The following is a 16774-nucleotide window of genomic DNA, read 5'->3' as shown; positions in this document are numbered from 1 at the left end:
CACGGCACCCGAGACGATCCCTCGCTCCGCTCCGGTGCCCGGTCCCACGCCCCGGGGTCTCAGCCGGTCGTCTGGGGCAGCTCGACGGCGATCGTGAGGCCGCCCTCCTCGCGGGGGTCGGCGGTCACGGTGCCGTCGTGGGCTTCGGCGACGACTCGGACGATGGACAGCCCGAGGCCGCTGCCGCGGTCGGAGCGCAGCCGGTCGCCGTGCAGCCGCCGGAACGGCTCGAAGATCGTCTCGATCTCGTACGGCGGCACGGGCAGTCCGGTGTTGGACACGACCAGCTCGACCCGGTCGGTCCGCCGGCGGGTGGACACCCACACCTCGCCGCCCGCGTGGTTGTGCCGGATCGCGTTCTCCACCAGGTTCTGGACCAGCCGCTCGACCAGCACCGCCTCACCGGCGGTGGGCGCGGGGTCGAGCAGCCGGTGGACGGTCACCCCCTGCTCCTTCGCCTCCTCGGCGGCCAGGTCGAGCACGTGCTCGGCCACGTCGGCCAGGTCGAACGGACGCCGGTCGAGCACGGCGCGCTCGCCCTCGGCCAGGGCGAGCAGGCCGTTGATCAGCCGTTCGTGCCTGGTGTTGACCACGAGGAGGGACTCGCCGAGCCGCTTGACGTCCTCGCTCGCGTCCGACCGCCGGACCGCCACGTCCACCAGGGTGCGGTTGATGGTGAGCGGCGTGCGCAGCTCGTGCGAGGCGTTCGCGATGAACCGCCGCTGGCCGTCGAACGAGCGGGACAGCCGGGCGAGGACGACGTCGACGGTGTCGGCCAGCTCCTTGACCTCGTCGTCCGGTCCCTTGTGGGCGATGCGTTCGGTGAGGTCGTGGCTCTGGGCGACGAGCAGCGTGCGCGCCGTGACCGACCGGACGGGGCGCAGCGTCCATCCGGCGGCCCGCCAGCCGGCCGCGGCCGCCAGCCCGCCGCCCGCGAGGACCGCGACGCCGCCCCAGACCAGCACGTTCTTGATCGCGTCGGCCTGGTAGACACGCCTGACCTGCGCGACCCGCTGCCCGGCGATGTAGTACTCGTCGGTGCCGGGCCAGACGGTCCGCCCCGCGGCGTTGATCTGTCGTGGCTGCCGGAGCCCGTCACGCGGTTCCAGGGTCTGCCGTACGACGAAGGCGAGCACCGCGACCAGGACGGCGCCGACGAGCATGAAGACTCCGCCGCACGCGAGGGCGAACCGGAGCCGGACGCTGCTTTTCACGGGATCCGGTACCCCACTCCGGTGACGGTCTCGATGACCGGCGGGTCGCCGATCTTGCGGCGCAGCTTCATCATCGTGGTGCGCACCGTGTTGGTGAATGGGTCGATGTGCTCGTCCCACACCTTCTCCAGCAGCGTCTCGGCGGAGACCACCGCCCCGCGGGCGCGCAGCAGCTCGGCCAGCAGACCGAACTCCTTGCGCGCCAGCGGCACGTAGCGCCCGTCCCGGAACACCTGCCGGTGCGCCCAGTCCAGGCGGATGCCCGCCCGCTCCAGGATCGGCGGATCGGCCGACCGGACCCGGCGGCCCAACGCGTGGACCCGGGCCACCAGCTCCTCGAACGCGAACGGCTTGGGCAGGTAGTCGTCTGCCCCGAGGGAGAGGCCCGCCACCCGGGATCGCACGTCACCCGACGCGGTGAGCATGAGGATGCGCACGGCCGCGGCGTCGGCCACCACGGCCCGGCACACCTCGTCGCCGTGCACGCCCGGCAGGTCCCGATCCAGGATCAGCACGTCGTAGTCGTGGATCCGCACCCGTTCCAGCGCCGCCTCCCCGTCGTAGACGACGTCCACGGCGAGCGCCTCCCCGCGCAACCCCTCCGCGATCGAGTCGGCGAGCATCCGCTCGTCCTCGGCGACCAGTACTCGCAACGTGCCCCCTATGCCATGCCATGCCGTCGAACCGCTCGTCGAAATGCCAGCGAATCGCGCCACCATGTCACCAACGCCATAACGCGGACATAACCGGATCAGGTGACGGCGAGTTTATCGATCATCCACTTCAGTTCTCCTCCGATGCCGGGAACCGCCCGGCCCTGGACCGGGGGGACCGTCCATGCTCACATCACCGGGTGGCGTCCAGATCGAACCCGTCACGGCGGGCGGCGGCGCGCGTCACCGCACGCGCCGGGCGCTCAGCTCGGGACACGGCCTCTTCGCCGTCGTGATCAGCCTGGCGGCGGCGCTGCGTGCCGTCGTCATGCTCGGCTACACCACCGCCCAGCTCTACTGGTACGACTCGTTCACGTACCTGGACACGGCCGTTCACCTGAAGCCCGGCGGCGCGTTCCATCCCGCCGGCTACGCGTTCTTCCTGCGGCTGCTCCGGCCGTTCCACAGCGTCGAGCTGGTGGTCGGCGTGCAGCACGTCATGGGGCTCGGCATGGGCCTGATGATCTATCTCCTGCTGCGCCGCCGTTCGCTGCCCGCGTGGGGCGCGACGCTGGCCGTGCTGCCCGTGCTGTTCGACCCGTCGTTCCTGCGGCTCGAACACGCGGTCCTCTCCGACACCCAGGTCACGTTCCTCGTCATCGCCGCGCTGACGGTCCTCATGTGGCGGGCGAAGCCCTCGGTGCGGTCCGCCGCCGTGGCCGGGGTGCTGCTGGCGGTGGCCGGGCTCACCCGGACGGCCGCGGCGCCGCTGCTCGCCCTGTTCGTGCTCTACCTGGTCCTGCGGCGGGTCGGCTGGCGGCACGTGGTCGCGCTGGCCATCGCGGGGACGCTGCCGCTCGTCGCCTACGCGGGTTGGTATCAGCAGCACCACGGGCGCTTCGCGCTCAGCGGCTCGGACGGCGTGGCGCTGTGGGCGCGCACCATGACCTTCGCCGACTGCTCGAAGATCAGGCCGCCGGCCGACGAGGCGCGGCTCTGCCCGAACGGCACCGTCGTCGACGCCGCCGGGGAGTACGTGTGGGCCGCGGACGCCTCGCTCAACCGGCTGCCGGGCGACCGCTTCTCCCACAATGACCTGGCCAGGTCGTTCGCGCTGCGCGCCATCGCCGCCCAGCCGCTCGACTACCTGCGCGAGGTCGTCTCCGACGCGTCGCTCGCCTTCGCGTGGACGCCCGTGAGCCACCCGAAGCGGGTCGTCCCGGCGTTGTCGCTTCCGGTCGGCTCGTGGCCGCTGCCCTCGTTCCCGCTCATCCGCCAGGTCCGCGTGGAGTACGACCCCGCCATCCGCGGGATGGCGTCCGTCGCGCCCTACGACGCGTTCTTCGCGGCGTACCGCTACCCGAACGCGCTGCACGGCCCGCTGTTCGCCCTGGTCCTGCTGCTCGGCGGCCTCGGCGCGATCGGGCGGCGGCGTCCGGCGCTGCTGCCATGGGCCGCGGCGATGTTCCTGTTCGTCGGGCCGATCGCCGCGCTCGACTTCGACCACCGCTACATGCTGCCCGCGGTCCCGATCGCGTGCATCGCCGCGGCCCTGGGCGCGGCGAGCCTGTGGCGCGCCCGCCCGGGCCGCCGCGCGAAGGTGCGGCCCGGCCGTCAGGCGCCGTAGACGGGCTCGGGCCTGGCGGCCTCCTTCAGCAGGCCGCCGATCTCCGGGCCCAGCTCGGCGGCGTCCCAGCGGGCGCCCCTGTCGGTGGACGGACCGTGGCGGAAGCCCTCCATCACGCAGATGCGGCCGCCCTCGACCTCGAAGACGCGGCCGGTGACGTCCTTCGACTCGGCGGAGCCGAGCCAGGCCACGAGCGGTGAGACGTTCTCCGGCGCCATCGCGTCGAAGGCGCCCTCCTCCGGCGCGGCCATCGTGGCCGCGAAGACCTGCTCGGTCATCCGCGTACGGGCCGCCGGAGCGATGGCGTTGACGGTCACGCCGTACCGGCCGAGTTCGGCGGACGCGACCAGGGTGAGGCCCACGATGCCCGCCTTGGCGGCCGAGTAGTTGCCCTGGCCCACGCTGCCGAGCAGGCCCGCGCCGGACGAGGTGTTGATCACACGGGCGTCGGGCTGCCGGCCCGCCTTGGACTCCGCCCGCCAGTGCAGCCCGGCGTGCTTCAGCGGCAGGAAGTGGCCCTTGAGGTGGACGCGCATCACGGCGTCCCACTCCTCCTCGGACAGGTTCACCAGCATGCGGTCGCGCAGGAAGCCGGCGTTGTTGACCAGCACGTCGAGCCGGCCGAAGGTCTCCAGCGCCGTGGCCACCAGCCGCTGCGCCCCGGCGTCGGTGGCGATGTCGGAGCCCTCGGCGACGGCCTCGCCGCCGAGCGCGCGGATCTCCTCGACCACCCGCTGGGCGGGCCCGTCAGAGCCGCCCTCGCCGGAGAGGCTCACGCCGAGGTCGTTGACGACGACCTTGGCGCCCTGCCGGGCGAACTCCAGGGCGTGCGCGCGGCCGAGGCCACGCCCGGCGCCGGTCACGATGACGACGCGGTCCTTGCAGATCATTCTCAGCTCTCCTTGCCGGCGGCGGCGGTCGGGTAAGGCGGACCGTGTCCAGGCACGGTACCTTCTGCTACCGTCATTTCTAACAAATGTTTGGTGGAAAGGTAGCGTATGGGAATCTCCACCAGGAACCACGGCAACGGCATCACCGAGGTGGTCGTCGACGCGCCGCCGGTCAACGCGCTGACCGTGCGCGGCTGGTTCGACCTGGCCGACGCCGTACGGCAGGCAGGGCGTGAGCCGGAGACCCGCGTCGTCGTGCTCCGCGCCGAGGGGCGCGGCTTCAACGCCGGGGTGGACATCAAGGAGATGCAGGCGACCTCCGGGTTCGAGGCGCTGGTGGGCGCCAACCGGGGCTGCTACGCCGCGTTCTCGGCGGTGTACGAGTGCGAGGTGCCGGTGATCGCGGCCGTGCACGGCTTCTGCCTCGGCGGCGGCATCGGCCTCGTGGGCAACGCCGACGTCGTGGTGGCCTCCGATGACGCCTATTTCGGGCTGCCCGAGGTCGACCGCGGCGCGCTGGGCGCGGCCACGCACCTGGCCCGCCTGGTCCCGCAGCATCTGATGCGCGCGATGGTGTACACCTGCCGCAACGTCACGGCCGCCGAGTTGCACGCGTTCGGATCGGTGCTCGAGGTGGTGCCGCGCGATCGGCTCAGGGACGCCGCCTTCGAGGTCGCGGCCCAGATCGCCGACAAGGACCCCTACGTGATCCGCCGGGCCAAAGAGTCGCTGAACGGCATCGACCCGGTCGACGTCCACCGCAGCTACCGCTTCGAGCAGGGCTTCACGTTCGAGCTGAACCTCATGGGCGCGGGCGACCGGCACCGCGACAGCTTCGTCTCCGAGGGGGCGTAGATGACCACCAAGATCATGACGATCGAGGAGATCGTCGGGTCGCTGGAGAGCGGCATGACGATCGGCATCGGCGGGTGGGGCTCCCGGCGCAAGCCGATGGCCCTGGTCCGCGCGATCTACCGTTCGTCGCTCGACGACCTGACGATCGTGTCGTACGGCGGAGCCGACGTCGGCCTGCTGTGCGCCGCGGGCAAGGTCCGCAAGGTGATCGCCCCGTTCGTGACGCTCGACTCCGTCCCCCTGGAGCCCCACTTCAGGGCGGCCAGGCAGAACGGCACGATCGAGTTCGCCGAGTACGACGAGGGCATGTTCATGTTCGGCCTGCTCGCCGCCGCGCACCGGCTGCCGTTCCTGCCCACCAGGGCGGGTCTCGGCTCGGACGTCACACGGGTCAACCCGGACCTGCGCACGGTCCGCTCGCCGTACGACGACCAGGAGGAGCTCCTCGCGGTGCCCGCGCTGGCGCTCGACGTGGCCCTGGTGCACATGGACCGGGCCGACACGCGGGGCAACGGCCAGTACCTCGGCCCCGACCCGTACATGGACGACCTGTTCGCCAAGGCGGCGGGCCGCTGCTACGTGAGCTGCGAGCGCCTGGTGGACCCCGGCAAGCTGGACGGCCCGCCGCAGACGCTGCTCGTCAGCCGCATGCACACGGCGGGAGTGGTGGAGACGCCGAACGGCGGCCACTTCACCGACTGCGGGCCCGACCGCACCCGGGATGAGGCGTTCCAGCGGCACTACGCGAGCTCGGCCGCCGACCCCGAGGCGTGGACGGCGTTCGCCGACCGATTCCTGAGCGGCGACGAGACGGCCTACCAGGAGGCGGTCCAGCGGTGGCACGAGGAGCAGGAGGGGAAGGCACGATGAGCGCGACCCGTGCGGAGATCTGCGTGGTGGCCTGCGCCGAGGCGTGGCGCGGCGACGGCGAGATCCTGGCCGCGGCGATGGGCACCTGCTCGATCCTGGGCGCCCGGCTGGCCCGGCTCACCTTCGAGCCGGGGCTGCTGACCACCGACGGCGGGGCGATGCTCACCGCGGAGCCGGTGCCGTTCGGCGCGCCCGCCGGCCCGGTCGAGGGCTGGATGCCGTTCCGCGACCACCTCTGGCTGGTGCAGAACGGGCGGCGGCACGTCATGATGGGCGCCTCCCAGATCGACAGGTACGGCAACAGCAACATCTCGGCCGTCGGCGCGTGGGAGCGGCCCACGTCCCAGCTGCTCGGGGTGCGCGGCGCCCCCGGCAACACGATCTGCAACCCGACGAGCTACTGGATCCCCAGGCACTCGACCCGGGTGTTCGTGCCGAAGGTGGACATGGTCAGCGGCGTCGGATACGACCGCGCGGCCGAGTTGGGCCCGGCGGCGTCCCGCTTCCACGGCCTGGGCCGCGTGGTGACCGACCTCGGCGTGTTCGACTTCGGCACGGCCGACGGTGCGATGCGCCTGCTCTCGACCCACCCCGGGGTCACGGTCGAGCAGGTCGCCGCCGCCACGGGGTTCGACCTCGTGATCGACGGCGACGTGCCGGAGACGCGGCAGCCCACGGACGAGGAGCTGCGGCTGATCCGCGAGGTGCTCGACCCGAGGAGCCTGCGGGACCGGGAGGTCCGGGCGTGATCGAGCAGGTCCTGGACACGCCGCTGACCCGGCTCACCGGGGTGCGCCACCCCGTCGTGCAGACCGGCATGGGCTGGGTGGCGGGTCCGCGGCTGGTCTCGGCGGTGGCGAACGCGGGCGGCCTCGGCATCCTCGCCTCGGCCACCATGACGCTCGACCAACTCGCCACCGCCATCGAGGAGGTCCGCTCGCGTACGGACGCGCCCTTCGGCGTGAACCTGCGCGCCGACGCCTCGGACGCGGGCGACCGCATCGACCTGCTGATCAGGAACCGGGTGAAGGTCGCCTCGTTCGCGCTGGCACCCCGCCAGGAGCTGATCGCCAAGCTCAAGGACGCCGGGGTCGTGGTGATCCCGTCGGTCGGCGCGCGGCGGCACGCGGAGAAGGTCGCCGCGTGGGGCGCCGACGCCGTCCTGGTCCAGGGCGGTGAGGGCGGAGGCCACACCGGAGCGGTCGCCACCACGCTGCTGCTGCCCCAGGTCGTGGACGCGGTCGACATCCCGGTGATCGCCGCCGGAGGCTTCTTCGACGGGCGCGGCCTGGCCGCCGCGCTCGCGTACGGCGCGGCCGGCGTGGCCATGGGCACCCGCTTCCTGCTCACCAAGGACAGTTCGGTCCCGGACGCGGTCAAGCAGACCTACCTCGGCACGTCGGAGACCGTGGTCACCCGCCAGGTGGACGGCATGCCGCACCGAGTGCTCCGCACGCCCCTGGTCAACGGCCTGGAGCAGTCGGGCCGGGTGTCCGGCCTGATCCGCGCGGTGCGCAACGCCGCGAAGTTCCGCCGCATCTCGGGCATGTCCTGGCCCGGCATGATCCGCGACGGGCTGGCCATGAAGCACGGCAAGGAGCTCACCTGGTCCCAGGTCCTGATGGCCGCCAACACGCCCATGCTGCTCAAGGCGGCCATGGTCGACGGCCGCCCGGACCTCGGCGTGATGGCCTCCGGCCAGGTCGTGGCGCTCATCGACGACCTGCCCTCCTGCGAGGAGCTGATCGACGGGATCGTCACCCAGGCCGCCGGGGTGCTGCGCGGCCTCGGCGCCAACCTGGCGGGCTGACCCGGCGGGGCGGGCCGCCCCGCCTCGCCGGGGCACGCGAAGGCCGGTTCGCCCCATCCTCCCTGGGCGTACCGGCCTTCGTCGCGAGCGGCGCGGCCTGGCCGCGCCGCGCGACGGTCTCAGGCAGGTCGGCGCGTCTTCTTGAAATACGTCCAGCTGGTCTCGTTCGGGGAGCTGAACTCCTCAGGGGCGTGGGCGTACTCGGGGTGGTGCTTCTCCACGTAGGCCCGCACGCCGGACGGCAGGTCGTCGTAGTCGTCCAGCTTGGTGCCGCGGCAATGGAAGACCAGCCCGCCGGGGCGCTGCGCCATCTCCATCCACGGCAGCCAGGCCGACAGGCGCATCCACGACACGTCGCACCGCGCGCTGGCGGCGCCCCGGTCGAGCACCTCCGCGCGCGGCGTGTAGAACTGGAAGAGCTCCACCGCGCGGTAGACGTCGTCGGCGGAGTTCTTCGGCCACTCCGCGACCGGCAGTGCCGACGGGGCGCTGATCGGGATGTCCAGGTTGAACACCACGGTCTCGCCCAGATCGGTGTACGGCGCGTGCCACGGCCCGTACGGCGACTGCACCCGGAACCGCTGGTTGACCGGGTCGTTCCAGACGTGCAGGACCTCGACGTCCTCGCCGGTGAACGGGTTGTGCCAGCTCTCGATGATCTCGCGGGTCACCGGGTCGAGATAGAAGGCCGCCTCCCGCGTGAGCAGGTCGTAGCCGCCGTCCACCGCCACGGCGCGGGCCACGTTGAAGCCGACGAAACCGAAGAGCCTGCGGGTGTCGGCGCCGGGCACCTGGCTGTAGACGTCGCCGGTCCACCAGATGGTGTACTCGCCGCCGTCGGTGCCGGCCCGAGTGCGCACCAGCGCCTCCAGGTTGCGGGCCGGGTCGTCGAGTTCCGCGATACGGGGGGCTTCGGTCGTCATGGGGTTCTCCTTCACGGCGGTGACGGATGATCGCGAGATATTGACGTTGATGACTCCGGCGAACTATGTTCCGGAACAGCATTCCGCCAAGCGGAATTCGAGTCAAGGTGGTGTCCGTTCCGGCGCCGCCACAGCGTCGCGGTGAAAGGACCGACCTTGCGGAGCAGCCACGATGTGGTGGTCGTCGGAGCCGGGCTCGCCGGATTGCACGCGGCGCTCACGCTGCAGGACGCCGGCCTGGACGTCCTCGTCCTGGAGGCCGGCGACCGGGTCGGCGGCCGGGTCAGGTCGCTGGACGGGCCCACCGGCGTGGAGGAGGCCGGAGCGGTCAACATCGGCGACGGGTATGCCCGGCTGCTCGCGCACGTCCGCGCCGCCGGCCTCGAACAGGAGCCGGTCACCGTGTCCATGCGGGACCACGTCATCGTCACGGGCGGGCACACCGGCACCGCGGCGACCTGGGCGGAGAGCGAGGGCAACCCGCTCGCCGGAGCAGAGCGGGCGCTCCCGCCCGCTCTGATCGTCGCGGGCGCCCTCGCCCGCGGGAACCCGCTGACCGGTGCCCGCGACTGGATGTCGCCCGGTGCGGCCAGGTGGGACGTCCCGCTGACGGACCACCTCCGCTCGACGGGCGTCTCGGACGCGGCGATCGCACTGGCCGACCGCGCGGGTACCTTCGAGACCCTGGAGAGCACGTCGGCGCTGGCCGCGCTCCGGGCCGCGCAGCGGGCGACGCGGCACGCGCCGCAGACGTCGAACATCGTCGGCGGGAACACGCGCCTGCCCGAGTCGATGGCCGCCCGCCTGCGCACCCCGGTACGGCTCGGAAGCGCCGTCACCGCGGTGCGCGAGAGCGGGAACCTGATGGTGGCCGAACTCGGCGACGGTGAGCGGATCGCCGCAGGGCACGTCGTCCTCGCCGTCCCGTTCACGAGCCTGCGCTCGATCGCCGTGGAGCCCGCGCTGCCCGAGCCGGTGGCGCGTCTGGTCGCCGAGCTGCCCTATCCGGCGCTGACGAAGTACCACCTCGTGGCCGACCGTCCCTTCTGGGAGGAGGACGGCCTGCCGCCCGCGATGTGGACGACGAACCGGATCCAGCGGCTGCTGCCCTGGCGGCTGGCTGACGACGGACCGAGCGCGTTGGCCGTCTGGGTCACCGGCCGCGACGCACGCGTGCTCGACGCGCTCGGCGAGCGCGAGCAGCGGCGGATCGTCCTCGACGAACTCGCACGCGTACGGCCCGCGACCGCGGGGGCGGTCGAGATCACGCGGATCGTCTCGTGGGGACGTGACCCGTGGGCCGGAGGCGCGTGGGCCATGCCGCTGCCCGGCCAGATGGCCACGCTCGCGGCCGCCGTCGAGACCGACACCGGGCGGCTCCAGCTCGCCGGCGAGCACCTGAGCGTCGAGGACAGCGGCATGGAGGGCGCCCTGGAGTCCGGCGAGCGCGCCGCCGCCCGCATCCTCGCCAAGCTAGGCGTGGCCTGAGCGCCGGCGGGGGCGCCGCGCCTGCGCGGCTGCCACAGCCTCATGCCCCCCGCAACAACTCGGTGGCGGCATGGACAGGCCACAGCCCGAGAGCGACGATCTCGCCGGTTGTCGGACTCCAGCCGCGACCGGCTCCGGAGGAGTGAGCCACCTGCTCAAGGGCAGGGTCAGCCCGGTGAGCCTGTTCGTCAAGGACCTGCGGCGGGTGGTCGCCGTCCTGGCCTTCCTCGACGAGTGCCGAGAGGGCGCAGCTCAGCAGACGCGGCCGGAGGAGACGCCGGCCCCGCGGGCGCTGGGGTCGAGGGTGGTCCGCGGGGCGGTCGCGTCCGCTTGACGCAGCGCGACCGCCAGTGCGTCGCGCACCACTGTCAGCGCAGGCGAGCCGGTCGCCGCCAGCCTGCTGATCAAGGTGATCCGGGTGCTCGTCAGCCGCCGGTCGTCGATGGCGACCGCGGTGAGCAGGCCCGCGTCCAGTTCGGGGCGGGCGCCGTCGACCGGCATGAAGATCGCCACTCCGGTCCGAACGGCGAGCTCTCGTAGCAGGGCCAGCGAGTTGGTCTCGTAAGCGATGCTCAGGCGGACGCGGTGTTCGGCGGCGGCCCGCTCGACCTCCTGGCGGATGCCGAAGGACCGGTCCGGGAGCGCGAGCCGTACGCCGGGGAGATCGCTCAGGTCGCATCGTGGCCGGGCCGAAAGCGGATGGCCGGGCGCGACCATGACGAACAGCGGCAAGGGCCGGGTCACCAGCTCCGTCACATCGGAGCGGGGAACAGGGCCGAAGACCAGGCCGAGATCGGCCCGGTTCTCGGCGACGTGGGCCGCCACGTCATTGGACCCGGCCGCGAGGACATTGACCACGATGTCCGGATGCGTGGCGGCGACCTCGGTCAGCGCCTGCGGGACGAAGCTGCTGAGTGGCGCCTCGACCGTCGCCACGGTGACCTGGCCACTGGTCTTGTGACGGCCCGAGCCCAGGTTCGCGTGCAGCCGCTCGGCCGTCGTCAGTTGTTCGTCGGCGAACCCGAGCAACAGTTCCCCCGCGGAGGTGAGCGTCATGCCCTTGGGCCCGCGGCTGAACAGCTCGGCGCCGAGATGCTCCTCCAGCAGGCGCAACTGCCGACTGATTGCGCTGGGCGCGATGAATAGGCTGTCGGCGGCTCGGGCGATGGAGCCGGTATGCGCCACCTCCCGGAAGTAGCGCATCGCCGCGGTTTCGAGCATGCCGCCTCCTCGCAGGCTCGGAGCATGCGAAAAATTAGCACGCTGTCGGCGAAATCAGCTAATGGCCATCTTTCCTCGCGAATGGGATGCTTCCTGCGTCGAAAAAGAGAGGACCGAAAATGGTGTATGCAGCCGGTGCGGGATCGGGTTACCAATACCTGCCGGGCGTCGGGCAGTACTCGGCGGGCGTCGTGGCGGACCCCGGGCACGGGATCGTCCGTGTCCGCTTCCCGGTGCCCGTGCCGCTCCGCGCCGCCTTCGGCGCGGCGGAGAAGATCATCGGCGGGGCGGGCCGGCCGCTGACCGCCCTGTGCTCGTGGGAGTTGCGCTCGCCCCGGCCGTTCACGGAGTCGTCGTTCACCGCGTTCAACGCCGAGTACATCGCCCTGCTGGACACGTGGGGGGTGATCGGGCCGGACGGCGCCAATCCGGTGGCGCGCAGCAATGTCTGCCCGGCCGCCGCCCCGGTTCCGGAGCCGAGCGCGCACGCGTTCGCCTTCACCGTGCCGGCGGACACCGGCACCGTGCAGTACGTGGTGTCGGGCAGCGCGGAGTCTCCCGAGGGCCTCGGCGACTACCGGGATCACATGGTCGCCTACCGGGACGTGTCCGCCGGCGGCCTGCTGGCCAAGGTGCGGTTCGTGACGAGCGCCATGAAGAGCCGGATGGAAGGGCTGGGTGTGTCCGGCCACCCGCCGCGGGTCGTGCAGGTCTACACGGTCCACGACGTCCAGTCCGTGCTGTGGGACGAGGTGATGAGCCCTCTGCGCTGCACGGACGGCCTGACCTGGCATCCGCACCGCCCTCCCGTGCTCGACCTCGAGTACGAGATGGACTGCCGCACGGTGGGAGCCGAATACCTCGCCGGATCAGGAGGGATCGCCCGATGAAGCTCGTTCGCTACCGGCCGGCCGCGGGCGAGGCGGCCATGCCCGGTCTCATCGACGGCGCGGGCCGGCTCAGGGATCTGTCCGGCCACATCCCCGACCTGGCGGGCGAGGCGCTGGGGCGGGCGGCCGTCGAACGCCTGGCCGCCCTCGACGTGGAGTCGCTGCCGCCGGTCCCCGGCCAGGCCCGGCTCGCGCCACCCGTCGCGGGCACCCGAAACTTCATCGCCGTGGGGCTGAACTACCGCGACCACGCCCGGGAGACGGGCATGGCCGTACCCGCCGAGCCCGTCCTGTTCAGCAAGGCCGCCGGCGCCCTCGCCGGCCCGTACGACGACGTGGTCATCCCGGAGGGCGCCACCCAGGTCGACTGGGAGCTCGAACTGGCCGTCGTCATCGGCGAGCGCGTCCACCGCGCCGACGAGGCCGAGGCGGCGCGGGCTGTCGCCGGCTACTGCATCTGCAACGACGTCTCCGAACGCCACTGGCAGATGGGTGGCACGGGCCAGTGGCTGAAGGGCAAGAGCGCGCCGACGTTCGGCCCGCTCGGGCCCTGGCTGGTCACCCCCGACGAGGTCGGCGACGTGTCCGCGCTCGCGATGTCACTGACCCTCAACGGCGAGGTCATGCAGCAGAGCAGCACCGCGGAGATGATCTTCCCGCCGGTTTTCCTCATCTCCTACATCTCGCGATTCATGACGCTGGAGCCGGGGGACGTGGTGACGACCGGCACGCCCGCCGGGGTCGGGATGGCGCACGGCCGTTATCTGCGACCCGGCGACGCCATGCGCCTGGACATCGAAGGTCTCGGCCATCAGCGGCAGGTCGTCAGGTGAGCCTTCCAGTGACCGCCGCGGACATCAGGGCGGCGCGGGCGCGGATCTCCGGCCACTGCCGCCGGACGCCGGTCATCCAGGTCCGCGGGGAGGACTTCGGCCTCACGACCGGCGTGACCATGAAATTGGAGTTGCTGCAGCACACCGGCTCCTTCAAACCGCGCGGCGCCTTCAACAACCTGTTGTCCGCCCCCGCCGACGTCGGGAAGGCCGGAGTCGCGGCGGCCTCGGGCGGGAACCACGGCATCGCCGTCGCGTACGCGGCCCGCAGTCTCGGTCTGCACGCGACGATCTTCGTCCCGGCCACGGTCAGTCCCGTGAAACTGGCCGCGCTCAACGAGCTGACCAGACACGTGATCGTGACCGGCGGCGACTACGACGAGGCGCAGCGAGCCTGCGCGGATCACGTACGCGACTCCGGGGCGCACGAGGTGCACCCCTACGGCGTGCCCTCGACGGTCGCCGGCCAGGGCACCATCGCCGTGGAGTGGGACGAGCAGACACCGGGACTCGACACCGTCCTGGTCGCCGTGGGCGGCGGCGGGCTGATCTCGGGGCTCGCCTCGTGGTGGCACGGCAGCCGGGTCGACGTCGTGGGAGTCGAGCCGCGCGGCTCCCGGGCTCTGCACGCGGCGCTCGAAGCCGGAGGCCCCGTGGACGTGACCGTCGACTCCGTCGCCGCCGACTCCCTGGGGCCGCGCAACGTCGGAGACCTCGTGCACCGGATCTGCGCGCAAGCCGTCTCCCGTGTCGTCCTCGTGGACGACGGCGACATCGTCCGCGCCCAGGCCGCGCTGTGGCGTGCCCTGCGGCTCCCGGCGGAGGCCGGCGGCGCCACCGCGCTGGCCGCCCTGCTCAGCGGCGCCTACCGGCCGCGCCCCGGTGAGCGCGTCGGCGTGCTGGTGTGCGGCGGCAACACCGATCCCCGTCTGCTGGCCACCTGAGCCGACCTTCGTCTGCTGTCCCCTGAGAGGCTCACATGCCCCCTGCCTCCGTCTCCACCTCACCGGCGGCGACCGCCGCGCTCTTCCGCAAGGTCTCGATGCGGATCGTGCCGCTGATCCTTCTCGGCTATCTGTTCGCCTACCTCGATCGCATCAATCTCGGGTTCGCCAAACTGAAGATGCTTGACGCGCTCGGATTCGACGATCTCGTCTACGGGCTCGGCGGCGGCCTGTTCTTCGTGGCCTACATCGTCTTCGAGGTGCCGAGCAACGTCCTCCTGCAGAGGGTCGGCGCCCGCTGGTGGCTGGCCAGAATCATGATCACCTGGGGGATCCTGTCCGGTCTTATGGTGTTCGTGACCGATGTCTGGCAGTTTTACCTCCTCAGGTTCCTGCTGGGCCTGGCGGAGGCAGGCTTCGTTCCGGGTGTGCTGCTCTATCTCACGCAGTGGTATCCCTCGCAGCGGCGCGCTCGCGTCATCGGGCTCTTCCTGATCGGCTTGCCCGCCGCCTCGCTGCTGGGCGGGCCGCTGTCGGGATGGATCATGTCGCACTTCGACGGGGCCGGGGGCTGGGCGGGGTGGCAGTGGCTGTTCCTGCTCGAAGCCGTGCCCGCCGTCCTGCTCGGGCTGCTGCTGCCGCTCGTGCTCTCCTCCGGCGTGCGGACGGCTGGCTGGCTCTCCGACGCCGAAAAGGACCTGCTCGAAGCGGTGCTCAAGGCCGATCGGGACGCGCTTCCCGCTCAGGGGCACGACATCGGCGCCGCGTTCAGGTCGGGTCGCGTATGGCGGCTGGGACTGGTCGCCTTCAGCTTCCTGACCGCCACCTACACGATCAGCTTCTGGCTGCCGACCATCCTGCAGGAGGCGGGAGCGGGCGGACCCGGCGCCATCGGCTGGCTGACCGCCGTCCCCAGCGGGTGCGGCATCGTGGCCCTGCTGGTGAACGGGTTCCTGTCGGACCGGGCGCGAGAGCGCCGATGGCACATTATCGTGCCGTTCGCCCTGGCCGTCGCAGGGCTGGCAGTGACCGTCGTGACGGACGCCTCGGTCGTGCTCGTCACGCTGGCGATCACCCTGGCCAACATCGGGATCGTCGCCAGTTACCCCGTCTTCTGGTGCCTGCCCGGCGTCTTCCTGCAAGGGGCCGCCGCCGCGGCGGGCATGGCGCTCATCTCGTCGATCGGCAACCTGGGCGGGTTCGTCGCCACCTACGCGCTTGCCTGGATGAAGGACCTGACCGGGAACGCGGCAAGCGGCTTCATCGCCGCGATCGTGCTCCTGGCCGCCAGCATGGTGATCATCCACCGCCTTCCCGCCGCGGAGGTGAACCGATAGGGCGGCGACCACCGTCCCGCGTCCGGGTCTCCGGACGTGCGCCGATGCGCCCAGCCGTCGCGCAGGCCGAGGATGTACGCCGCGGTGAGCGCGACGACGCGGTTCTCGTCCTGTGCCAGCTTCGCGAGGGCCCTCACTGATCGGCCGGCCTTCCTCGACGAGGAGCTGGGCAATCTTCAGACGATGATGCGGTGTGGGGGCAGCGTTGGGATGGGACATGGCATCTTTCGGTCTGGGACGGCGTCGCGGCGCCCGCTGCGCGCGTCGGCGTGGCCGATCGCGCTGTCAAGCCGGGTGCCGCACATGGATGCGCAGAGCGTTGGCGGCAAACTGCGCGGCCTCTGGGCTGCCGAAGGTCTGGTGGAGCATCCCCGGGTCCGGGCCTGGGCGGCTGACAACGATGTTGAGCTGGTGTTCCTGCCGACCTACGGCTCCTGGTTGAACTGGATCGAGTCGGAGTTCGCCGCGTTGCGCTATTACGCCCTGAACGGCACCGACCACCGCAGTCATGACGAGCAGAACGCGGCGATCGGTGCCTACGTGCGCTGGCGCAACGCCCGAGCGGCGGCCAGAACGCGGGCGCGTCGGTCGCGGACGGCGGTGGCGCGGCCATAGTGCACATCGACCGGGTGGTGGTAGCCAATCCCGGAGTGGTAGTGGTCGTTGTTGTACCAGGTGTAGAAGGTCTGGCAGAAGGCGCGGGCGTCCTGGATCGACGGCTCTAGCCTCGATCTTTCGCGACATTCGTCTGGTCGGCTGAGGCGTTCGGCTGGGTGTTGGTTTCGCGGCTCTGGTCAGCTTGCCGGCCCGGCTGTCGCGCCGGGTGGGCGGGGTTCCACGGGCCCGCGGGTGTCCCTTCCTGATCGCACCGATGAGATTGCGCTGGTCAGGTCGGTGTCGGGAACGCTTGCAGCCGGGTAATGGCGGCGACGAGTTGGCCGGCCCGGGGCCAGCGTGCGGCGATGCGTAGGCGCAGGCGCCGGCCGCCGCGGACCAGACGGGCGGCAACAGCGAATAGGCGCAGCCGCAGCCGTTTCGGCTCGTAGCAGCGGGCCTTCCCCTCCAGCGCGAGCATCTGCATCCAGGCGAGGAGTTCGCAGGCCAGTGCGACGATCTTCTGCCTAGAAGATCACTGAAGATCTTGGTCTGAGCCTGTCGTGCATGGGTGGGTGCCCTGCGGTTAGGCGGTGGTCGACTCAAGGGTCCAGACGCCGCCGGT

At 71.7% G+C, this 16774-nt stretch carries 17 protein-coding genes and 1 pseudogene; 11 read left to right on the top strand and 7 right to left on the bottom strand.

Annotation, left to right across the window (positions count from 1 at the left end):
• Window positions 1-59 precede the first annotated feature (59 nt).
• A complete protein-coding gene (locus IMZ11_RS32455) occupies window positions 60-1214 on the bottom strand; it encodes a HAMP domain-containing sensor histidine kinase (protein ID WP_228646223.1) in 1155 nt (384 codons plus the stop codon).
• Window positions 1211-1867 (bottom strand): response regulator transcription factor, encoded by a 657-nt coding sequence (locus IMZ11_RS32450; protein WP_228646222.1) that lies wholly within the window; start codon window positions 1865-1867, stop codon window positions 1211-1213. The genes IMZ11_RS32455 and IMZ11_RS32450 overlap by 4 nt, the downstream gene beginning before the upstream one ends.
• Before the next feature lie 184 nt (window positions 1868-2051).
• Between IMZ11_RS32450 and IMZ11_RS32445 the strand changes: the two genes are divergently transcribed.
• The gene (locus IMZ11_RS32445; protein ID WP_228646221.1) at window positions 2052-3494 is read left to right on the top strand and encodes a glycosyltransferase family 39 protein; all 1443 of its coding nucleotides are present in this window, start codon (window positions 2052-2054) and stop codon (window positions 3492-3494) included.
• Here the strand turns inward: IMZ11_RS32445 and IMZ11_RS32440 are convergent.
• On the bottom strand, window positions 3482-4384 hold the full coding sequence (locus IMZ11_RS32440) for an SDR family oxidoreductase (protein ID WP_228646220.1): 903 nt from the start codon (window positions 4382-4384) through the stop codon (window positions 3482-3484). The two genes, IMZ11_RS32445 and IMZ11_RS32440, sit on opposite strands and share 13 nt — an antisense overlap.
• Window positions 4385-4492: 108 nt before the next feature.
• On the opposite strand from IMZ11_RS32440, the gene IMZ11_RS32435 reads away from it, so the two are divergent.
• From IMZ11_RS32435 to IMZ11_RS32420, 4 genes are read left to right on the top strand one after another with little or no spacing between them, the layout of a single operon-like run.
• Window positions 4493-5239 carry an enoyl-CoA hydratase family protein gene (locus IMZ11_RS32435; protein ID WP_061259979.1) on the top strand — a complete coding sequence of 249 codons (747 nt, stop codon included), beginning with the start codon at window positions 4493-4495 and terminating at the stop codon, window positions 5237-5239.
• Window positions 5240-6109, top strand: coding sequence for a CoA transferase subunit A (locus IMZ11_RS32430; protein WP_061259980.1), 870 nt, complete (start codon window positions 5240-5242; stop codon window positions 6107-6109).
• Window positions 6106-6858 (top strand): CoA-transferase subunit beta, encoded by a 753-nt coding sequence (locus IMZ11_RS32425; RefSeq protein WP_228646219.1) that lies wholly within the window; start codon window positions 6106-6108, stop codon window positions 6856-6858. Before IMZ11_RS32430 ends, IMZ11_RS32425 begins: the two co-directional genes overlap by 4 nt.
• On the top strand, window positions 6858-7919 hold the full coding sequence (locus IMZ11_RS32420) for a nitronate monooxygenase family protein (protein WP_228646251.1): 1062 nt from the start codon (window positions 6858-6860) through the stop codon (window positions 7917-7919). Before IMZ11_RS32425 ends, IMZ11_RS32420 begins: the two co-directional genes overlap by 1 nt.
• A 119-nt stretch (window positions 7920-8038) precedes the next feature.
• Here IMZ11_RS32420 and IMZ11_RS32415 read toward each other — a convergent pair whose 3' ends face one another.
• The gene (locus IMZ11_RS32415; RefSeq protein ID WP_228646218.1) at window positions 8039-8842 is read right to left on the bottom strand and encodes a DUF1838 family protein; all 804 of its coding nucleotides are present in this window, start codon (window positions 8840-8842) and stop codon (window positions 8039-8041) included.
• A 156-nt stretch (window positions 8843-8998) separates the two neighbouring features.
• On the opposite strand from IMZ11_RS32415, the gene IMZ11_RS32410 reads away from it, so the two are divergent.
• A complete protein-coding gene (locus IMZ11_RS32410) occupies window positions 8999-10330 on the top strand; it encodes an NAD(P)/FAD-dependent oxidoreductase (protein ID WP_228646217.1) in 1332 nt (443 codons plus the stop codon).
• A 252-nt stretch (window positions 10331-10582) separates the two neighbouring features.
• Here IMZ11_RS32410 and IMZ11_RS32405 read toward each other — a convergent pair whose 3' ends face one another.
• Window positions 10583-11551: a LysR family transcriptional regulator gene (locus tag IMZ11_RS32405; protein ID WP_228646216.1), complete on the bottom strand. Its 969-nt coding sequence runs from the start codon at window positions 11549-11551 to the stop codon at window positions 10583-10585.
• A gap of 119 nt (window positions 11552-11670) precedes the next feature.
• Here IMZ11_RS32405 and IMZ11_RS32400 point away from each other — a divergent pair, with 119 nt between their 5' ends.
• The 5 genes from IMZ11_RS32400 to IMZ11_RS32380 all read left to right on the top strand — a co-directional run bounded on the left by IMZ11_RS32400 (window position 11671) and on the right by IMZ11_RS32380 (window position 16170).
• Complete coding sequence (locus IMZ11_RS32400; RefSeq protein ID WP_228646214.1) at window positions 11671-12441, top strand: hypothetical protein; 771 nt, start codon at window positions 11671-11673, stop codon at window positions 12439-12441.
• Window positions 12438-13274 (top strand): fumarylacetoacetate hydrolase family protein, encoded by an 837-nt coding sequence (locus tag IMZ11_RS32395; protein WP_228646213.1) that lies wholly within the window; start codon window positions 12438-12440, stop codon window positions 13272-13274. The genes IMZ11_RS32400 and IMZ11_RS32395 overlap by 4 nt, the downstream gene beginning before the upstream one ends.
• Entirely contained in the window at window positions 13271-14218 is a 948-nt protein-coding gene (locus IMZ11_RS32390) for a threonine/serine dehydratase (RefSeq protein ID WP_228646212.1), read from the top strand. Before IMZ11_RS32395 ends, IMZ11_RS32390 begins: the two co-directional genes overlap by 4 nt.
• A gap of 35 nt (window positions 14219-14253) precedes the next feature.
• Entirely contained in the window at window positions 14254-15555 is a 1302-nt protein-coding gene (locus IMZ11_RS32385) for an MFS transporter (RefSeq protein WP_228646211.1), read from the top strand.
• An 84-nt stretch (window positions 15556-15639) separates the two neighbouring features.
• Window positions 15640-16170, top strand: a complete 531-nt coding sequence (locus tag IMZ11_RS32380; protein ID WP_228646210.1) for a hypothetical protein — start codon at window positions 15640-15642, stop codon at window positions 16168-16170.
• On the opposite strand, the pseudogene IMZ11_RS32375 reads toward IMZ11_RS32380, so the two are convergent.
• Window positions 16092-16292: pseudogene (locus tag IMZ11_RS32375) on the bottom strand (hypothetical protein); the annotation flags it as partial. The gene IMZ11_RS32380 and the pseudogene IMZ11_RS32375 sit on opposite strands and share 79 nt — an antisense overlap.
• 149 nt (window positions 16293-16441) lie before the next feature.
• Entirely contained in the window at window positions 16442-16660 is a 219-nt protein-coding gene (locus IMZ11_RS32370) for a transposase (RefSeq protein ID WP_374463075.1), read from the bottom strand.
• Between the last annotated feature and the right edge of the window lie 114 nt (window positions 16661-16774).

Source organism: Microtetraspora sp. AC03309, from assembly GCF_020826795.1.
GTDB classification, from domain to species: Bacteria; Actinomycetota; Actinomycetes; order Streptosporangiales; family Streptosporangiaceae; genus Microtetraspora; species Microtetraspora glauca.
This window is presented reverse-complemented; position numbering and strand designations above follow the sequence as displayed.